We start from the raw sequence: 17,550 nt of genomic DNA on the forward strand, positions 1-17,550 counted from the left end.
GATTATATTGACATACAAAAACCTGATTATCATTACTTTAAAAACAAGATAGTGTTTTTTATTCTGAATAATCAAAAATTTCATCGATTACAATTTCGTGATTTACGGAACTATAAAAATGCTCATTTTTTAAAGTGCCTTTAGCAGAAATAATTGTAATAAAAATATTTTTTCTTGAATTGCTTTTTCGCTCTATACAGCTTAGTTTATTAAATAGCTCCTGCTCATAGGCTTTGTTAATTACTAAGGGCGTATTCAGAAATTTGGCTTCAATAATATTTATCACGTTATCTGACTGATCGAAAATAAGATCAATCTGACAGCCTTTCGTATGTGCTGTACCCTTATCAATAAACGAATACACATTGTACTGAATACCGCCAATACCCAGTAATGCAGCAATGATTTTATGGTGCTTGAAACAGATGTTCTCAAATGCAATGCCCGACCATATTTTAAACGACTGACTGCCAGCCAGCGCAGCGCCATTCTTTACAGAAGCAGGGTTGTGTAAAAACTTGAAATAAAAGAGCGTGTACTCATCCGTGAGCCGGTAGAGCCTGTCTTCCCGTTTTTTCCCCATGTCGGATGTATTGGCAATAAACCCGCATTCCTCCAGCTCCTCAAGCACAGTGGTTAGTCCGCCTCCGCTGGGTAGTTTGGTGGCTTCAATAATTTCATTGCGGGTAAGCCCGCGGCCTTTGGCGGCCAGTACTTTTACCAGACGTTCATGCAGCCTGTAGTTTTTGAACAACGAAGCATATAAGTTTTCATACTCCGTTCTAAGGCCGGCATTCTTATTGAAAAACAATTCATTCAGAATTTGTGAAATACCTTTGCCTGGCTGCACCTGCTTCAGATAGTACGGAATACCACCAATACACATATACAACTGCACAATATCCTTATTGGTGAGTTTTACGTTGCGGTGTCTGAGATAGGCACGTGTTTCACCAAGATCAAAGGCTTCCAAACGTATGGTTTGTGTAAGCCGGTTATGCAAACCACCTCTGTTTCGGATAACCCGGTTTATGATCCAAGACGCGGCAGACCCGCAAATCACAAGCAGCACATCACTTCGCTTGCTGCAAAACGAATTCCAGAACTGCGTAAATGCAGCCATAAAGCCTGATCGCGGTGTATCATACCACGAGATCTCATCGAAAAAAACAACTTTTTTCTTTTTTCGCCGTGATGTTAAGCGAATAATATATTTCTCCAGAAACTGAAAAGCCAGCAACCATGAATCCGGTGCCGGTTTCTTCGCGGCAACAGGATACACCTTACCTAATTCAATCCAAAAATTCAATAACTGCTCATTCATTCCCGCATTAAACAAACCTGTGCAATCAAATACAATCTGCTTACCAAACCGCTCTCGAATCAGATATGTTTTTCCTACCCTTCTCCTTCCATACACCGCCAAAAACTCAGAATCATTACTTCTCAGCAATCGATCCATTACTTCCAGTTCTTTTTTCCTTCCAATTACAGCCATAACAAAACTTATATTTCGCCAAGTTAGCAAATTTTACCCAAACTTGGCGAAATATAAATTTCGCAAAAACCTATCAAAAAACACTAAAAACCAACCACTAAAACCTTATTTTCAACAACTTAACTAAACATCCCCGAACAAGTTTCTAATTTCATTTTTTAGCAATTTCCCCATTCCGTTTCTTGGCAAATCTGTAACCAGCACAATTCTCGAAGGAAGCTTATATCCCGCTATTTTATCCGTCAAAAACTCTCTTAATTCTTCAATAGAAATATCTCCTTCTCCTTCTTTTTTTATTAGTGCAGCTCCTACACGTTCTCCCCACATTTCATCAGGCACCCCCACTACTGCACAAGCTGCTATTTTCGGATGTGTAAGTAATACATTCTCTATCTCAAGTGCCGATACTTTGTATCCGCCGGTCTTAATAATATCCGTTGATATCCGACCGGCAATACGATATATCCCCTCCTGTCTTTCCGCCATATCGCCGGTTTTAAACCAGCCATCAGCCGTAAACGCGGCTTTTGTCTCCTCAGGACGATGCCAGTATTCCTTAAACAACGCAGCACTTTTCACCTGAAGCTCGCCCTGTGCATCGGGAGCAGTTAAGATTTCACCTGTGTCTGCAGCGAGTCGTACTTCATTGCCGGGCAGCGGCGTGCCAACACAACCAGCCAGTCGATTTCCTTCGAGCGGATTACTAAGCACCATGCCCGTTTCCGTCATTCCATAACGCTCAAGTAATGTATGTGAGGTAATCTCTTTCCATTTCTGCAGCACCGGCACGGGCAAAGCCGCCGACCCCGAAACCATGAGCCTGAGCTTTGCGGCACCGCTGCTCCATTTCTGCCGCTTCTCTTCATCGGCATTTTCCCAGTGTGCAATGAGTTTAGCATAAATGGTGGGCACGGCCATAAACAGCGTATAATGCCCCGAAGCCAGCCCCGGCCATACATCAGCCTCATCGAAACCGGAGCGCATATCGCAGCGGGCACCAATCATAAGCGCGCAAAGCAGTTTATTGACAATGCCATGCGTATGATGCAACGGTAACACATGCAAAATGGAGTCGGCGGCTGTCCAGCCCCAGGCATTATGCAGCACAGTAATCTGTGCATACAGTGCGCTGTGCGTGTGTACAACGCCTTTGGGTTTTCCGGTGGTGCCGCTAGTAAAAAGCATGAGTGCCGGCTCTGCTGCTTTCGGATAGGGCAAATTGAGCGGCATAACCGCATCCTGCGGCGGACGCATGGCTTCTATTTCCTCGATACGCACGCGCATTTTAGGCAGACGCGCAAGCAGTTTACGCTGGCAGAGTACAGTTTGCGCACGGCTTTCGGTAATGGCGTATTCCAGTTCGGCCGGCGGGTGATCGATGCAAAGCGGCACAGCCATGCCACCGCAAAGCCAAACAGCCAGCAAAGAAGCCACATAGGGCAGGCCGGGCTGAGCCAGCAGCGCCACCGGAGCGCCTTTCAAATCCTCGCCGCCAAGATGGTGAAGGGCAATATCTTTTGCAGTAAGATAAACTTCGTCAGCGGTAAAAGTCCCCCGTGCATCGCGCAAAATACGGCGGCCTGGTTCATCCACAAGAATATCCGAAAACGCATCGAGAAATGTCATGCGGCAAAGTTAACCGCTCCGCACGTATGCACATCAAAAACCTCACATGTTATGCCTGCGCAGGATAAACACCCGCCTGCTTCATACGCGGATGCACCATGCGAAACCACAGTGGCGGAATCAGTGCAATGTAAAACATGCCAAAGTAACCACTGTTTAGTTCCGGGCCGCCTTCGTGTGTAATCAGCGTATGATACGGTTTTGAAGCCTTCATGTGATGATCGGCGTGGCGCGAAAGCTCGATGAGTGTGAGCCGGCTGCCCGGCGCATCAGACTGCCACGAATGCTGTGCTTCTACTTTGCGGCCCGGTTCGCGCATTAAACCGTAATGTTCTATGTAATTGACATACTCAAGCTGGAAGACAGCCACAAGCGATACACCCAGATAAGCCAGCAGTACCGTTGTATTGAGCCACCCGCCCAATGCTGCGCAAACAGCCAGCTGCAGCAAACCGGCGCGCACTACATAATTGCCCAGCCCGTATGCCGTACGGTTAAGCTTTTGTAATCTCGCCGCCTCAAGCCGAAGTGCGCTGTACCACTGCCCCGGAACTGTGCGCGCAAAAAATGCATAAAAACTCTCGCCAAGTCTGGCCGTAGCCGGATCGGCCATTGTGCCTACCGTGCGGTGATGTCCGCGCACATGTTCTACATAAAAATGCGTGTAATTCACCACAAACATATTCAACTGACCAAGCAGCCGTTCCAAAGCATTTTTGCGGTGAATAAGTTCGTGTGCCACTACAATGCCCGAAATACCAGCATTGAGCCCAACCGAGCCTGTGGCCAGTATTAACTGATGAAGTGTATAAGAATGCTGCGAAGCCCGAACAATCAATAACACAATTGCTGCAAGATGCAAGGCCGATGCAAGATATAGAATTACATCCGGAATTATTGACCACTGATTATCGGGCGGATTATCATGTTTGGGCGGTAATATCCAGTCGAGAAGCACCAGCACAACCAGATTCCAGACAATATTGAACACATGAAATACGGGATTGACCACACCTCCCGCCACAGCAAGTATGCCGGGCAGTAACGCCACCGTATATCGCAAGCCATAAGACATGTTCATGTCAATAAAGTTAATTATTGATTCTGCTCATAACGCCACATCAAATGGAATTTATACAAATCGGCTTAACTTTCCGTTAAACCTGTCTCTGTATTCCACGAAACGCACATAAACCAGTTTATAACATGCACCTTGCCGAAGTCATTCTCTACGTAAGCAAGCCTGTAAAAGTGCCGGCAAAGCTGCCGCGCACGCACTGGCCTGCGGCGCTTTAGCAGTAAGTGAAGCGCAAAACCGAAACTGGGGACACCGCGTGCCGTATGTGGCCGATGCCGACGGGCATATTCTTCCTTTTGCCTCACAGCCCGAATAAATCAGTTTAGTGTTTCTGCTACTGACATACTGTTGTCACACCTGCGTAGTTGTTTTGCATCATCAAATCACTCAAAAAAACAACTACCATGAACAACATCATTCATTCACCCGCAAAAAATTACCTGCTATCATCTCACACCATTACCTTCAATGAGCTTTCGCAAACCGGTGCAAAAGCGGTGGATGCATTGTATGCCGAACTCGGCAAACGTGGCCTGCAACGTGCGGGAAATATTGAATTTATCTACCACAATTTTTCACAGGAGAAGCCCTTTTTGCTGGAAATAGCCATTCCTGTAACCGAAGAAACGGAAACAGAAAATGGCGAATTTAAACTTGTAAAGCGCAATGAGTTCCGCAACCTCAACCACATACATATCGGAAGCATGGAAAGTATGATGCAGGTTTACGATGGCATTTTTGCCGAAATTGGCAGCAAAGGACTTCCCTACAACGGCGAGGTGCGCGAGGTTTACCTTAAATTTAACGGCCCCGATGCAGCTGATAATGTAACCGAAATTCAAATCGGGCTTAATTAAGCAATGAATAAAGTAGAGCGGCTTCAGGCCATTTTACATGTGATACAAACCAAACGCACGGTGAGAGCTGAAGATCTCGCCGTGCGTTTCAATGTGCATATACGTACGATTTACCGCGATGTAAATGCACTGATTGAAGCCGGACTACCCATTGGTGCAGAAGCCGGACGCGGCTACTTTATTCTCGAAGGCCATTATCTGCCGCCTGTGATGTTTACAAAAGACGAAGCTTTTTCGCTGCTGCTTGCAGGGAAATTTTTACGCCGCCGCACCACCGAACGCTTTCAGAAAGCGTTTGATACAGCCAGCGAAAAAATACGCGCCCAGCTGCGCGGCGAACTGAAAGACGAATGGGCCGTACTTGATGAACGCATCAGCGTGGATGCATTCGCCTCTGCTCCTATTCCGCCTGGCAACGACCTGCATCTTGATGCGGTAAATAATGCTCTTGCCAAAAACGGCGTGCTGTATTTACGCTATAAAACCGCTACAGAAGCCGAAAGCCGCCGCCAGGCCGAACCCGTAGGACTGCTCTACTACGCCAATGTATGGCACCTGATTGCATGGTGCCGCCTGCGCAAAGACTACCGCGATTTCAGGCTTGACCGCATCATGGAAATTGAACTGCTGAACGAAACATTTGACCCTGATAAACGCCTCAGCATTTCGGCATACGTTACACAGCAGCAACGTACCGACCAATGGACCGAAGCCAAACTCTTTATTTCGGAAACCATGTACGGTTACATGCAAAACTCGCGCTACTCGATGGGTTATGTATCTGATGTAAAAGTACAGGGCGGCTACGAAGTGCTGTTTACCGTAACCTCGGTTAACTATTTTTCGCGCTGGTTGCTGATGATGGGTGCGCACGTGCAGGTAATTGAACCCGCATGGCTTGAAGATGAAATTAAAAAGCATGTGGCAATACTGGCCGAAAAATACCTGTAAGCCAAGCCTAGTTCTGAATAATGTACTCCACCCGTTCAGGCTCGGTGCGGAGATTGCGTACAAATACAGGACGGCGCACAACGGTAAGCGGCACTGTAGAACGTGTGCTGCTTATGTTTTTGTAATCAGCCACTACGCGGAACTGATCGGGGGTAATGCGGCTGTATTCGCTGAGGGGCACAAGGAAAACCACATCAACTTTATCCGGAATGGTTTTGAGTGTGGCACCGGGAGGTGTGTTTACGGCGGTAACAGGTATGCTGAAACGACCTTCGGTAAACTGCCCCACTTTTACATGCACTTTTACTGCTGCAGGCGAAACTGTGAGTTGCCGCGCTGTACCATTCAGCACAAGCGGTACCAGTTCATTCACATCACGCTCCAGATTCGTGTACACGCGCGGTTCAGTGTTGATCACACGAATGGAATTAACCATTTCGGCCGAACCGCTGATGAGTACCCAGGCCGGCTCACACTGAATGCTGTCGGCCAGCTGAAAAAGCGGAGCTGGTGTGGCTGAAACCACAGCACGCACAGGCACTTTGCGCGATACACGAGCCGAAAAGCTAAGCGCAATCGTATCGGGAAATACATGTACCACTTTGGCGCCCCGGCCAAAACTGCTGCGCAAACGCAGGCTGCTGATGTTGGTTAGCAATGCCAGATCGCCGCGACGGTTCTGGCGTGCGGTGCGTACATCAAGCTCAAGCACTCCGGGGCTGCGCCCAAGTTTGAGTGTAAGCAGTGTAAAGCCACTTCCCCGGATCTCGGCATCCACCGAATCAGGAAGCTGATTACTCAACAAACGATCAGAGGGCAGATTGATGTAGGTAACCGCCACACGCTGCATCATTGAATATTCTTTGGACAAAGCCTGAAGCAGCCAGGCCATGCCCGAAAGCAGCAAACACACCAGCAAAGTAGAAACGCGGCGACTCAGCAGGGGCTTCTGCCCTTCTGAATCGCCGCGCCGGAATAGTCCTTTGATGGTCACGGTTGAAATTTACGAAAAACCGCTTATGCTTTTTTCTCGCCGCCACCACTCAGTGCGCGGGTCTGATCCATCGAAATGGCCGACTTAAGCATACGCAAACGGGTGCCACCTTCGGTTTCAATTACAAAATCGGTATCATCACCATACTCCACAATTTTGCCAATGATGCCGCCAATGGTCACTACTTTATCGCCCTTCTGAAGTTCTTCCATGAGCTTCTTCTGCTCTTTGGCTTTCTTCTGTTGCGGACGGATCATGAAAAAGTAAAATACCACTACAATACCCACAATCATTAGGATATTGATAAGGCTGGCATTGCCGTTTGTTCCCTGAGCCGGTGCCGGTGCTGCGGCCTGAAGCAGAATTGATGAAAAATTCATACGTGAATTGGTGATTGATAAATATTGATTGAAATTAGGGCTTGGCAGGAGCCGGAGCCGAAGGTGCAAGAATTTTTGCCTTAATGGTAAGGATGGTTGTATTGGGTTCGCAGTTGGTCAGCAGGGTTACGGTTTTACTCACCTCACCGCTCTTACCTTCACTGTTAAACTCCACATTAATTACACCGTCCTGACCGGGCGCAATCGGTTTTTTCGGATAATCGGGCACGGTGCAGCCACAGCTTCCGTTGGCACTGCTGATTACAAGTTCCGAGCCGCCAACATTGGTGAATTTGAATACACACTTTACACGGTCGCCCTGTGTAATGGTGCCGAAATCATGAACGTCTTTATCAAACTTCATTTTGGGGAGTTCGCCGCTGGGTGCGTGAGAACTGGCAGTAGCCGAATTATCAACCAGCGCTGGCGTAACCTCGCCGTTACCTTTGGGAGCACAGGCCGTGGTAAGCGCCACAAGTGCCACGGCGGCAATACGGATAAAAGAAAAAGTTTTCATAGTGTTTATCATTGTTCAGCAGTGCAAAAGTACAATTTATTACAGCGTTATTCCATTAATCCCCTGCCCGATTTTACCAATAACCCTTCGGCTTTAAAATCGGCCACCAGTTTATCCAGAATACCATTAATAAACTGTTTGCTGCGGGGCGTGCTGTAGGTTTTCGACACTTCGATGTATTCATTAAGGGTTACTTTCACCGGAATGCTTTGAAAGTACTGCAGTTCCACCAGTGCCATTTTCATCAGAATCACGTCCATCAGGGCAATGCGGTCAACCTCCCAGTTGGTTGTTTTCTCAGCAATGCGTTTTTCGTAATTGTCGTTTTCGATAATGGTTTTACGGTAGAGATCAATTACAAAACGTCGGTCTTCGTCGGTATCCTTAAACAGCGGGGCCAGCTCGGGGTTTTTATCTTCGCGGCCCGATTCGAGGGTACGGATCATGGCGGGTGCCACAGCCATGTTCAAATCGCCGGGCCAGTGCATATTTTGCTCTTCAAGGTAATGCTCCACCTCATCGTCGTCGGCAATAAAGCGTTTGAATACATCAAGCAAAAACTCCACATCGGCGGTGTAATCGCCTTCGGGGCTGGTCATATATACTTTGTAGCCGTCCCAGTTACGTACCTTGCTCCAGATTTTGCGGGCAAGATCCATATCTTCATCCCGCTGCCAGCCTAATTTACGTGATTCGGCTTCGCGTTTCAGGCCGGGATGATTGAGTAGTTGCGCAATTACCTTATTGTTTACAAAGCGCATGTTGGGGTTAATGTCTTCGGCCGTTTTAAGGTGTTTGTTACGGTTGTCTTCGATAAGATTCACTGCCTGACGATGCAACTCGGCAAACATGAGCAGCAGATAAATATAAAGCTCGTAGGTGCGGTCAACACTGCGCAGCAGTTCCCGTTCGCCACGCGGCATATCATTGTCGCCCGACTGGAAGTAACCATACAACGCCTGCATGGCTTTAATGCGTAAATAACGCCTGTTCAGCATATTGTTAGTGTAAAATAAGCACGAAAAGGCACAGAATAAAATGCACACATCCCGGCCGTGGCGGAAATTACCGCCCCAACCGGGATGTGCATGAAATGATTCCGTGCTGGATTCATTGTGGGTATTATGCGTTGTCTGACGACAACAAATCGGTTCAAAGAACGATTGCTTTTACAATCAAATTAACGGCGTGTACGCAGTGCAGCCATAGCCGCAATGCGTTGCTCTGCCATACGGTTGGCAGCCATGTAGGCAGGTATTTTCTCGGCTTTGGCAAGCGCAAACACGGCTGCGGTATTGTCGTAAATTTTATCGGCAAGTGTAAGCGCGTAATCACGGCCAAAACCTACCACTTCAGAATATACGTTGATCAGTCCGCCTGCATTCACCACATAATCGGGTGCATACACAATGCCTTTTTCCATTACAATTTTGCCATGCACGGCTTCGTCGGCAAGCTGGTTGTTTGCTGCACCGCAAATTACCGAGCACTTCAAACGCGAAAGTGTTTCGTCGTTTACGGTAGCACCCAGTGCGCAGGGCGCGTAAATATCCATATCAAGATCAAAAAGCTGATCACCACTTACAATTTCTACCGAAGCATGCGAATTCTTCACAGCTGCCAGGCGGTCTTCGTAAATGTCGCAGATCCATACTTTGGCACCTTCTTTCACCAGAAAATCAACCAGCACCGAACCCACATGGCCTACGCCCTGCACGGCTACTTTCTTGCCGGCCAGACTGTCTGATCCCCACATTTCCTTCGCTGCTGCTTTCATGCCCATATACACACCACGCGCAGTTACGGGCGAAGGATCGCCGCTGCCACCCAGCGCGGGCGGAATACCAGACACATGTTTGGTTTCCATGTGTACATACTCCATGTCTTTGGTGCTGATTCCCACATCTTCAGCGGTAATATACTTGCCGCCGAGGCTGTCCACAAATTTGCCGAAACGGCGCATCAGGGCTTCGTTCTTGTCTTTGCGTGCATCGCCAATAATTACAGCTTTGCCACCGCCCAGGTTAAGACCTGTAACAGCTGCCTTGTAAGTCATTCCGCGCGAAAGACGAAGCACGTCGGTAAGCGCATCGCTTTCATTGGCATAGGCCCACATACGGGTACCACCTAATGCGGGCCCCAGTGTGGTGTTGTGTATGGCAATGATGGAGCGGAGTCCGGTTGCGTTGTCGTTGCAGAAAACCACCTGTTCGTGGTCGAATACCGACATCTGGCTGAGCGGGCCGGTAGCAATTTTTGTCTCGTTTGCTGTGAGCATTGAGTTTAGGGTTGAGTGAGTCCCTGTTGATTTGCTTAACTTTACACCGGCTTATTCAGACGGCCTGCAAAAGTAGCTGTTTTTTATCACCCGCCCAAGCAGGAAAAAACAGGAAATAACTTCCGCAGACAATGCTGTCGGCCCACAAACGAAGTGAAAGCACTCTCCTACCTCAATAAATACTTCTGGAAATACCGCCTCCGGCTGTTTTCCGGCATCCTCTTCATTGGTTTATCAACCTGGTTCAGTCTTGTACCGGCCAATCTGGTAGGTAAAGGGCTCGATTTTGCGGCATGGGCCATCAATCACCCGCAAATTCCGGCCGAAAGGGTTACCTCACTCCTGCTCCGCTTTGGCCTCGAAGTAATAGCCTACACACTGGCCTATGGCGTTTTTCTTTTCCTCAACCGTCAGACAATTATTGTCATGTCGAGGCTGATTGAATTTGATCTGAAAAACGAAATCTTCAATCATTACCAGCATCTCGACCAGACCTTTTACAAGAAAAACAACACCGGCGACCTCATGAACCGCATCAGCGAAGATGTGAGCCGGATACGCATGTATATTGGCCCTGCGGTAATGTACACAACCAGCACAGCCATTACGCTGGTAATGACTATTATGTTTATGTTCAGCAGCGATGTGCGGCTTTCTTTGTATGTGCTGGCGCCGCTGCCGGTGCTTACCGTTTCCATTTACTACGTAAGCAACCGGATCAACCGCAAAAGTCTGAAAGTGCAGCAGCAGCTCTCTCAGCTTTCCACGCTTTCGCAGGAAACCTTTTCGGGCGTGCGGGTTATTAAAGCCTTTGCACGCGAAAAAAACGCCGAAACACAATTTGCATCAGCGGCAGATGAGTACATGACACGCAACCTCTCGCTGGCCCGCACCGAATCGATGTTTCAGCCGTTTATGCTGCTGCTTATCGGCCTGAGTATTTTGCTTACGGTACTCATTGGCGGGCGCGAGGTAATTGACGGGAAGCTGAGTGTGGGCACCATTGCCACCTTTATTCTGTTCGTGATCCGCCTCACCTGGCCTATTGCCTCGCTGGGCTGGGTTACCTCGCTGGTGCAGCGCGCAGCGGCTTCGCAGGAACGTATCAACGAATTTCTGAATACAAAACCGGCTATCGAATCGGCCTCCAGCGAGCCGTTTGCGCTTTCCGGCGATATCGAATTCCGTCACGTAAAATTTGTGTATCCCGACTCAGGTGTGTGCGCGCTTAACGATGTATCATTTACCATTAAGGCCGGACAATCAGCCGCGTTTCTGGGCCGCACGGGCTCGGGAAAATCAACGCTGGCGCAGTTAATGGTGCGTTTGTACGACGTAAGTGAAGGCGAGATTCTGATTGACGGAAAAAACATAAAATCGGTAAACCTGAACCACCTGCGCGAAAACACAGGCTACGTGCCGCAGGAAGTGTTTCTGTTTTCCGAAACCATTGCCGGCAACATCGCTTTCAGCGCACATGATCTGCGCGAAATCGGTTCGCGACAAGGTGAAATTGAACAGGCCGCCCGCGATGCCGCCATTCATGCCAATATCACGGAATTCCCCAAAGGCTACGAAACATTGGTGGGCGAACGCGGTGTAACACTCTCCGGCGGACAACAGCAGCGCATTTCCATTGCCCGCGCCATTCTTAAACAACCACGCCTTCTCATTTTCGACGATTGCCTCTCGGCTGTGGACACGGAAACCGAAGATGAAATTCTGGGCAACCTGCGCCGCATCATGCACCGGAAAACTACCATCATCATCAGTCACCGCGTGTCGGCGGTGCGCCATGCCGATCAGATTTTTATTCTCGACGAAGGAAAAATTATTGAACAGGGCACACACCAACAGCTGCTTGATGCCGGCGGATACTATGCCGGATTGTACCACAAACAGGTACAGGAACTTCAATAACGTTCAGTGAAACTATCTACTTAATACTATTCATTCCGGCTTACTCCACCGTATGAATTTTATACTCCGCAAAGGTGCTGCTTGTACCTGAAAATTGTTTTGTTTAACAACTTCCGGGAATTGATAAACACTTTTTGTATTTATCTAATAGCATGGTATTTATGACGGGAAACAGAATTTTGAGCTTGAAGTTGACCGATTTTTTATAGATTTGTTAACCAAGCTATCCACGTCAAACGATTGAATGTATGATGAACGACGATCGCCACAATAGTTACAACGACTCGGGCGAAATTTATTCCAAAGCAGTTAAAGCCGGCAAACGCACGTATTTTTTCGACGTGAAATCAACCCGGGGCAACGACTACTACCTCACCATTACCGAGAGCAAGAAGCGGTTTGATGATTCGGGAAATTTCAGTTACGAAAAACACAAACTGTTTCTTTACAAAGAAGATTTCGACAAGTTTGTAGAAGGACTTGAAGACATTATCAACTACATCCGCTCACGCAGCGATTATCAGCCGCCGCAGCAATACAACACTCATTTTCAGGGCAACGAAAACCATTACAGCAATGGTAACGGTTATTCGAACGATGCTTCAATGGCAGGCAGTAACCTGAATTTCGAAGACCTGAACAACAACCACAATCATCAGGGATAGTTACCCGTTAACCATTTACATGAACGCCCGGTTTCTTTGAAGCCGGGCGTTCATGTTTTGTGGAACGAAGTAATGGTTGCTTCAAGCCGGAAAAACTTCCACTGCTTTACGCATGGCTTCGGCAAATTTAGCCTGATCGATACCGGTGCTGGTTTGAATTTCGTGCAGGAAGCTGAGCACATTTTCGGAAGCCATGTTGCCGGTAAGTTCGTCGGCGGCCATGGGGCAGCCTCCGAAACCTTTTACGGCATGATCGAAACGGCGGCAGCCTGCGTTCCATGCGGCTTCCATTTTCTCGCGCCACGATGAAGGTGTGGTGTGCAAATGCGCACCGATGCGCACCTGCTCAAACTCAGGAATGAGTTGCGAAAACAGGTAAGTAATGTTTTCGGGATTAGACACACCGGTGGTATCGGCCAGTGCAATAGTGCGTATGCCCAACGCGGCAAGACGCTGTGTCCAGTGTATGGCAATATCCGCATTCCACGCATCGCCGTAAGGATTGCCGAAAGCCATGGAAATATACACCACCAGCTCCTTGCGGCTGTTTACGCAAAGCGATTGTATTTCCTCCACGCGGCTCAGCGACTGGGCAATGGTTGCATTTGTATTGCGCAGCTGGAATGTTTCGGAAATGGAAAACGGATAACCGAGAAAACTGATTTCATCAAATGCACAGGCTTCTTCGGCGCCGCGCTGGTTGGCCACAATGGCAAGCAGTTTCGACGAGGTGTTGTCCAGCTCAAGTTTGCGCAGCACATCGGCCGTGTCACTGAGTTGCGGAATGGCTTTTGGCGACACAAAACTGCCAAAGTCGATGGTATCAAAACCACAGCGCAGCAACAGGTTGATGTAATCGGCTTTAAGCTGCGTGGGAATAAAATCGTGAAGGCCCTGCATGGCATCGCGGGGACATTCCACCAGCTGAAGTGTGTCGTTACTCATTTGCGGTTGCGTTGTGCGGCAATGGCGCGGTTAATGTTTCGGGCAATGGCGGGGCCTTCGTAAATAAAGCCGGTGTACACCTGCACCAGACTGGCGCCGGCTTCAAGTTTTTCGAGTGCATCCTGCGCGGTGTGAATGCCGCCTACTCCGATAATGGGAAATGCCCGGCCTGATTGCTCGCTCAGGTAGCGGATTACTTCGGTGGCGCGGCTGGTAAGCGGTTTGCCGCTGAGTCCGCCTGCGCCGATTTCCTGAATGCGGCTTTCGGGCGTATGCAGCGCGGCGCGGCTTATGGTGGTGTTGGTGGCAATTACGCCGTCAATCGCTGTATCACGCACAATGCTGATGATATCATCAAGCTGGCCGTTGGTGAGGTCGGGCGCTATTTTAAGCAGGATGGGCTTGGGTGTTGACTGTGCGGCGTTTATATTTTTTAAGCGACGAAGCAGCGCCGTAAGCGGTTCCTTCTCCTGCAAATCGCGCAGGTTGGGCGTATTGGGCGAACTTACGTTCACCACAAAATAATCAACCACCGGATAAAGCGTGTGGTAGCATTTCTCGTAATCATCAGCCGCATGTTCATTGGGTGTCACTTTGTTTTTACCAATGTTGCCGCCAATGATGATGTTTGTTTTGCGGCGTTTGAGGCGTTCGGCGGCGGCGGCAGCGCCTCCGTTGTTAAAACCCATGCGGTTTATCAGTCCGCCGTCGGCCGGAAGACGAAACATACGGGGTTTGGGATTGCCGTCCTGTGCAAGCGGCGTAAGCGTGCCCACTTCCACAAACCCGAACCCGTAGGCGCCCAGCTCATCAAACAGTTTTGCATCTTTATCGAAACCGGCTGCCAGCCCCACCGGGTTAGGAAACGTGATGCCGAATACGGTTGTGGCTAATTTCGGGTCGTTTACCACATACAGTTTACGTGTAAGTGCAGCTACACCCGGAATGCGTTGTATAAAGCGGATAGCGGCAAATACAAAGTGGTGGGCTTTCTCAGGATCAAAGAGAAAGAAAAAAGGCTTGAGCAGCGATTTGTACATACGGCTGCAAAGGTACCAAAAGACATGCAACAGGCCGCCCAAACGGACGGCCTGTTGAAAATATCGGACAATAACTTCTTCTATCGTTTAATTACTACACGGGCGGTTGATACTGTTCTGCCGTTATCAAGCTGTACCATATACACACCGGGAGCCAGCACACGCAAATCGAGCGGTGTGATTACATTGCCGGTGGTGTTCAGCTGATCGGTGTACACCTCCTGCCCCATTACGTTGTACACGCGGATACGTGAAACGCCGGCAGCTTCAAAACTTAGCGTAAACAAACCGTCGGCCGGGTTGGGCGAAATGTGCAGCGATGCAGCCTGCTGCATGTCATTAACACCAGTAACCGAAGGCGCAGCCACGTTGGAGCGGATACTGAGGCTGGTTTGCGTGGTGGGCGAGTTTGATGCCAAACGAACAATTACACACGAAGGTGTATTCGGAATTACTTCTACCACATATACCCAGCTGCCTGCAGCCGTATCGGTAAACGAGGTAGCCGAAGCGCCCACTGAAGTAAGATAGGTGAGATTGTTTACCGATGTGCCGCGTAAAATATACTGCGTAAACAAAGGCGCTCCCTGGTAGGCAGTCCAGTTCAGCTGATTGCCCTGCGGCAAAACCGGCGTTACCGAAAGCGACACACCCACGTGTGCGCCCGACGAAGGTGCAGAACTTCCGCAGGCATCCACACGCACCACCTGATAACGCTCGGGCGAAACACTCGCATCCGATCCGGCATCAATATAGGTTGAAATTATACTGGACGATTGTGAGGCCAGCAGTGTAAAGTTGCCGCTGTTAAATGGCACCTCTTTATAAATCTCATACGTATTGCCGGGATTATTGAAAAAATTGTCCCAGCCAATTACATATTCATTGGTAGTTGGAATTACACTTACTCCGCAAATGGTAGTGGCTGGCGGCGGTGCAGTGCTTACCGTTACAATGGTAGTGTCGTAAATGGTATCGCAGCCGTTCATGGCCATTACTACAACCGTATCCACACCCGGTCCGGAGGGCACGTAGTTGAAGATGGAACTCGTATCGCCGCTTTGCGGCCAGAGATAGGATGTATTCCAGTCGTTGGTAAACACACTGAACTGATGTACTGAATAACACGACACGGTAAGGGTTGACGGCAGCGGATTGGTCCAGTTCAAAGGCCCTAAATACAGTACAGTAGCCGTATCCGTATATGTACAGCCAGACTGATCGGTAACCGTTAAGGTGTAGGTGCCCGGCCCAAGCTGGCTGATGGATGAAGTAGTGGCTCCGGTGCTCCAGAGATAGGTGTAAGGCGCATTTCCACCATAAGCATACGCAGTAATGCTTCCGTTGGAAGGACAATACGCATGAGTTGGATATAACGCCGCACCAACCGACTGATTGACAAGCACAGTAACGGGTGCAGTAGTGTAGTTGCAACCGTTGGCATCAGTAACCGTTAGTGCATACGTACCGCTTGCACTAACGGTAAGCGTGGGGGATGTTTGATTGCCCGGCGACCAGAGATAGGTAAACGGCCCGGTTCCACCTGTAATTGAAGGTGTAATCAGATAAGAACCGCACGAAGCAGGCGCAGCACTTATTGAGGCTGTAATACCGTTGTAAGGCACCGTAAACACACCGCCGCCGCAACCGCTGCTGCCGCTTATCTGCAAGTAATAACTACCGGGCGCAAGGTTGCTGATGGAACTTGTATTGGCTGTTGTTGAACTCCACAAATACGTATAAGGCCCTGTGCCACCGGTTACGTTGCTGATGGTAATAGCACCATTATTGTTGCAGGTAGCCGGCGTAACCGTTGACGTAAAGTTAATCGGGTTGTTTACGGCTACGCAGCTCTGGCAAGAAGTCTGGTAATACAAACCGGCCACAGCAAACGTGTAGCAGTCGCCGGCCGAGTTCATTGAATAGGTAAACGAATTTTGTGCAGCCGAAATTTGTACCGTGGTGTCTTCTATGTAGTTCCACCAGTTGAACTGAAACGGCACCGCATTGAGTCCGAAGTTAATGATGTCATTAAACTGCAGATCACCCACCATAATAAACGCATCAGCGTAGGTAGAGGTGGCGCAGGCCGAAAAGCCGGTCATGGTGTGTGTAAGCAGTCCGCCTGCCACCGTGGCTGCCCCATCGTCTATGTGCAGTGTGCCGGTGTAGGAAACCGATGGATCTTTGTAAATAATAAGCAGCGTGGCCCCTTCGGCATCCGCATTGGGCGGTGTAATTACTGCCGAAACCGGTATGCCGCTTAGCTGATAGGTGCCGTTGCTGGAAATAATACCGGTTACGTTGGCCCGGTACACCTGCGTGTTCATCATGCCCCAGCATACGTCGATAGACGTGCCCACAAGCTGACTTTGCACGGTGATTGAATTTCCCTGCGGATTAGTAAGCGTAATTAGCGGTGCGGGCGGATTGGGCCCAAGCAGTTCGAACCAGAGATAGGCTGAATCCACCACCGCACATCCCGGCAGGCCGGTTATGGTAAGCGGAGCCGGCTGCGGAAGACCAATGGGTGTAAAACGCTGCCCCAGCCGCACGGTTGCCTGCGTGTAGTTAAGCCCGCAGGCCGTGTTTGAATATACACGGTTAAGTGTATCATTGCCGTTAAGCACCTGCTGCTGCGACATAAGGCGCTGCACGGGAGTGAGTGATTGCGGTGTGCCATCAGGCTGTTGGGCACCAAGCACAAGCGGAAAGACAAAAGCAGGTAACAGGTAGCGTAATTTCATTTCGATTTGGGATTTGGAGAAATTCTATGTGCAAGTTAAGTAAAGTAAACCCTG

General features: G+C 49.1%; 15 protein-coding genes. 4 read left to right on the forward strand and 11 right to left on the reverse strand.

What is annotated here, in order from left to right:
* Positions 1–58: 58 nt before the first annotated feature.
* From IM638_05675 to IM638_05685, 3 genes are all read right to left on the reverse strand, one after another.
* Positions 59–1,498 carry an AAA family ATPase gene (locus tag IM638_05675; protein MCA6362505.1) on the reverse strand — a complete coding sequence of 480 codons (1,440 nt, stop codon included), beginning with the start codon at positions 1,496–1,498 and terminating at the stop codon, positions 59–61.
* 123 nt (positions 1,499–1,621) lie between these two features.
* Complete coding sequence (locus tag IM638_05680; protein MCA6362506.1) at positions 1,622–3,124, reverse strand: acyl-CoA synthetase; 1,503 nt, start codon at positions 3,122–3,124, stop codon at positions 1,622–1,624.
* A 49-nt stretch (positions 3,125–3,173) separates the two neighbouring features.
* Positions 3,174–4,205, reverse strand: a complete 1,032-nt coding sequence (locus IM638_05685) for an alkane 1-monooxygenase (protein MCA6362507.1) — start codon at positions 4,203–4,205, stop codon at positions 3,174–3,176.
* Between the two features lie 401 nt (positions 4,206–4,606).
* On the opposite strand from IM638_05685, the gene IM638_05690 reads away from it, so the two are divergent.
* Entirely contained in the window at positions 4,607–5,059 is a 453-nt protein-coding gene (locus IM638_05690; protein ID MCA6362508.1) for a GyrI-like domain-containing protein, read from the forward strand.
* 3 nt (positions 5,060–5,062) lie between these two features.
* Complete coding sequence (locus tag IM638_05695; protein ID MCA6362509.1) at positions 5,063–6,010, forward strand: YafY family transcriptional regulator; 948 nt, start codon at positions 5,063–5,065, stop codon at positions 6,008–6,010.
* A gap of 7 nt (positions 6,011–6,017) precedes the next feature.
* Here the strand turns inward: IM638_05695 and IM638_05700 are convergent, their stop codons facing one another.
* The 5 genes from IM638_05700 to IM638_05720 all read right to left on the reverse strand — a co-directional run bounded on the left by IM638_05700 (position 6,018) and on the right by IM638_05720 (position 10,179).
* Positions 6,018–7,004 (reverse strand): YbbR-like domain-containing protein, encoded by a 987-nt coding sequence (locus IM638_05700; protein ID MCA6362510.1) that lies wholly within the window; start codon positions 7,002–7,004, stop codon positions 6,018–6,020.
* A gap of 23 nt (positions 7,005–7,027) precedes the next feature.
* Positions 7,028–7,384 carry a preprotein translocase subunit YajC gene (gene yajC, locus IM638_05705; GenBank protein MCA6362511.1) on the reverse strand — a complete coding sequence of 119 codons (357 nt, stop codon included), beginning with the start codon at positions 7,382–7,384 and terminating at the stop codon, positions 7,028–7,030.
* Positions 7,385–7,418: 34 nt separating this feature from the next.
* Positions 7,419–7,901: a DUF1573 domain-containing protein gene (locus tag IM638_05710; protein MCA6362512.1), complete on the reverse strand. Its 483-nt coding sequence runs from the start codon at positions 7,899–7,901 to the stop codon at positions 7,419–7,421.
* Between the two features lie 47 nt (positions 7,902–7,948).
* Positions 7,949–8,899 (reverse strand): transcription antitermination factor NusB, encoded by a 951-nt coding sequence (nusB, locus tag IM638_05715; protein MCA6362513.1) that lies wholly within the window; start codon positions 8,897–8,899, stop codon positions 7,949–7,951.
* A 182-nt stretch (positions 8,900–9,081) separates the two neighbouring features.
* Positions 9,082–10,179 (reverse strand): Glu/Leu/Phe/Val dehydrogenase, encoded by a 1,098-nt coding sequence (locus IM638_05720; protein ID MCA6362514.1) that lies wholly within the window; start codon positions 10,177–10,179, stop codon positions 9,082–9,084.
* Between the two features lie 153 nt (positions 10,180–10,332).
* On the opposite strand from IM638_05720, the gene IM638_05725 reads away from it, so the two are divergent.
* Positions 10,333–12,099, forward strand: coding sequence for an ABC transporter ATP-binding protein (locus IM638_05725; GenBank protein ID MCA6362515.1), 1,767 nt, complete (start codon positions 10,333–10,335; stop codon positions 12,097–12,099).
* Between the two features lie 251 nt (positions 12,100–12,350).
* The gene (locus IM638_05730; GenBank protein MCA6362516.1) at positions 12,351–12,764 is read left to right on the forward strand and encodes a PUR family DNA/RNA-binding protein; all 414 of its coding nucleotides are present in this window, start codon (positions 12,351–12,353) and stop codon (positions 12,762–12,764) included.
* 81 nt (positions 12,765–12,845) lie between these two features.
* Here the strand turns inward: IM638_05730 and IM638_05735 are convergent, their stop codons facing one another.
* From IM638_05735 to IM638_05745, 3 genes are all read right to left on the reverse strand, one after another.
* A complete protein-coding gene (locus tag IM638_05735; protein MCA6362517.1) occupies positions 12,846–13,709 on the reverse strand; it encodes a hydroxymethylglutaryl-CoA lyase in 864 nt (287 codons plus the stop codon).
* Positions 13,706–14,749: a quinone-dependent dihydroorotate dehydrogenase gene (locus IM638_05740; GenBank protein ID MCA6362518.1), complete on the reverse strand. Its 1,044-nt coding sequence runs from the start codon at positions 14,747–14,749 to the stop codon at positions 13,706–13,708. The genes IM638_05735 and IM638_05740 overlap by 4 nt, the downstream gene beginning before the upstream one ends.
* A gap of 80 nt (positions 14,750–14,829) precedes the next feature.
* Positions 14,830–17,496 carry a T9SS type A sorting domain-containing protein gene (locus tag IM638_05745; GenBank protein ID MCA6362519.1) on the reverse strand — a complete coding sequence of 889 codons (2,667 nt, stop codon included), beginning with the start codon at positions 17,494–17,496 and terminating at the stop codon, positions 14,830–14,832.
* Positions 17,497–17,550 lie beyond the last annotated feature (54 nt).

It is taken from the genome of Bacteroidota bacterium, from assembly GCA_020402865.1.
In the GTDB taxonomy this organism is placed as follows: Bacteria; Bacteroidota; Bacteroidia; order Palsa-965; family Palsa-965.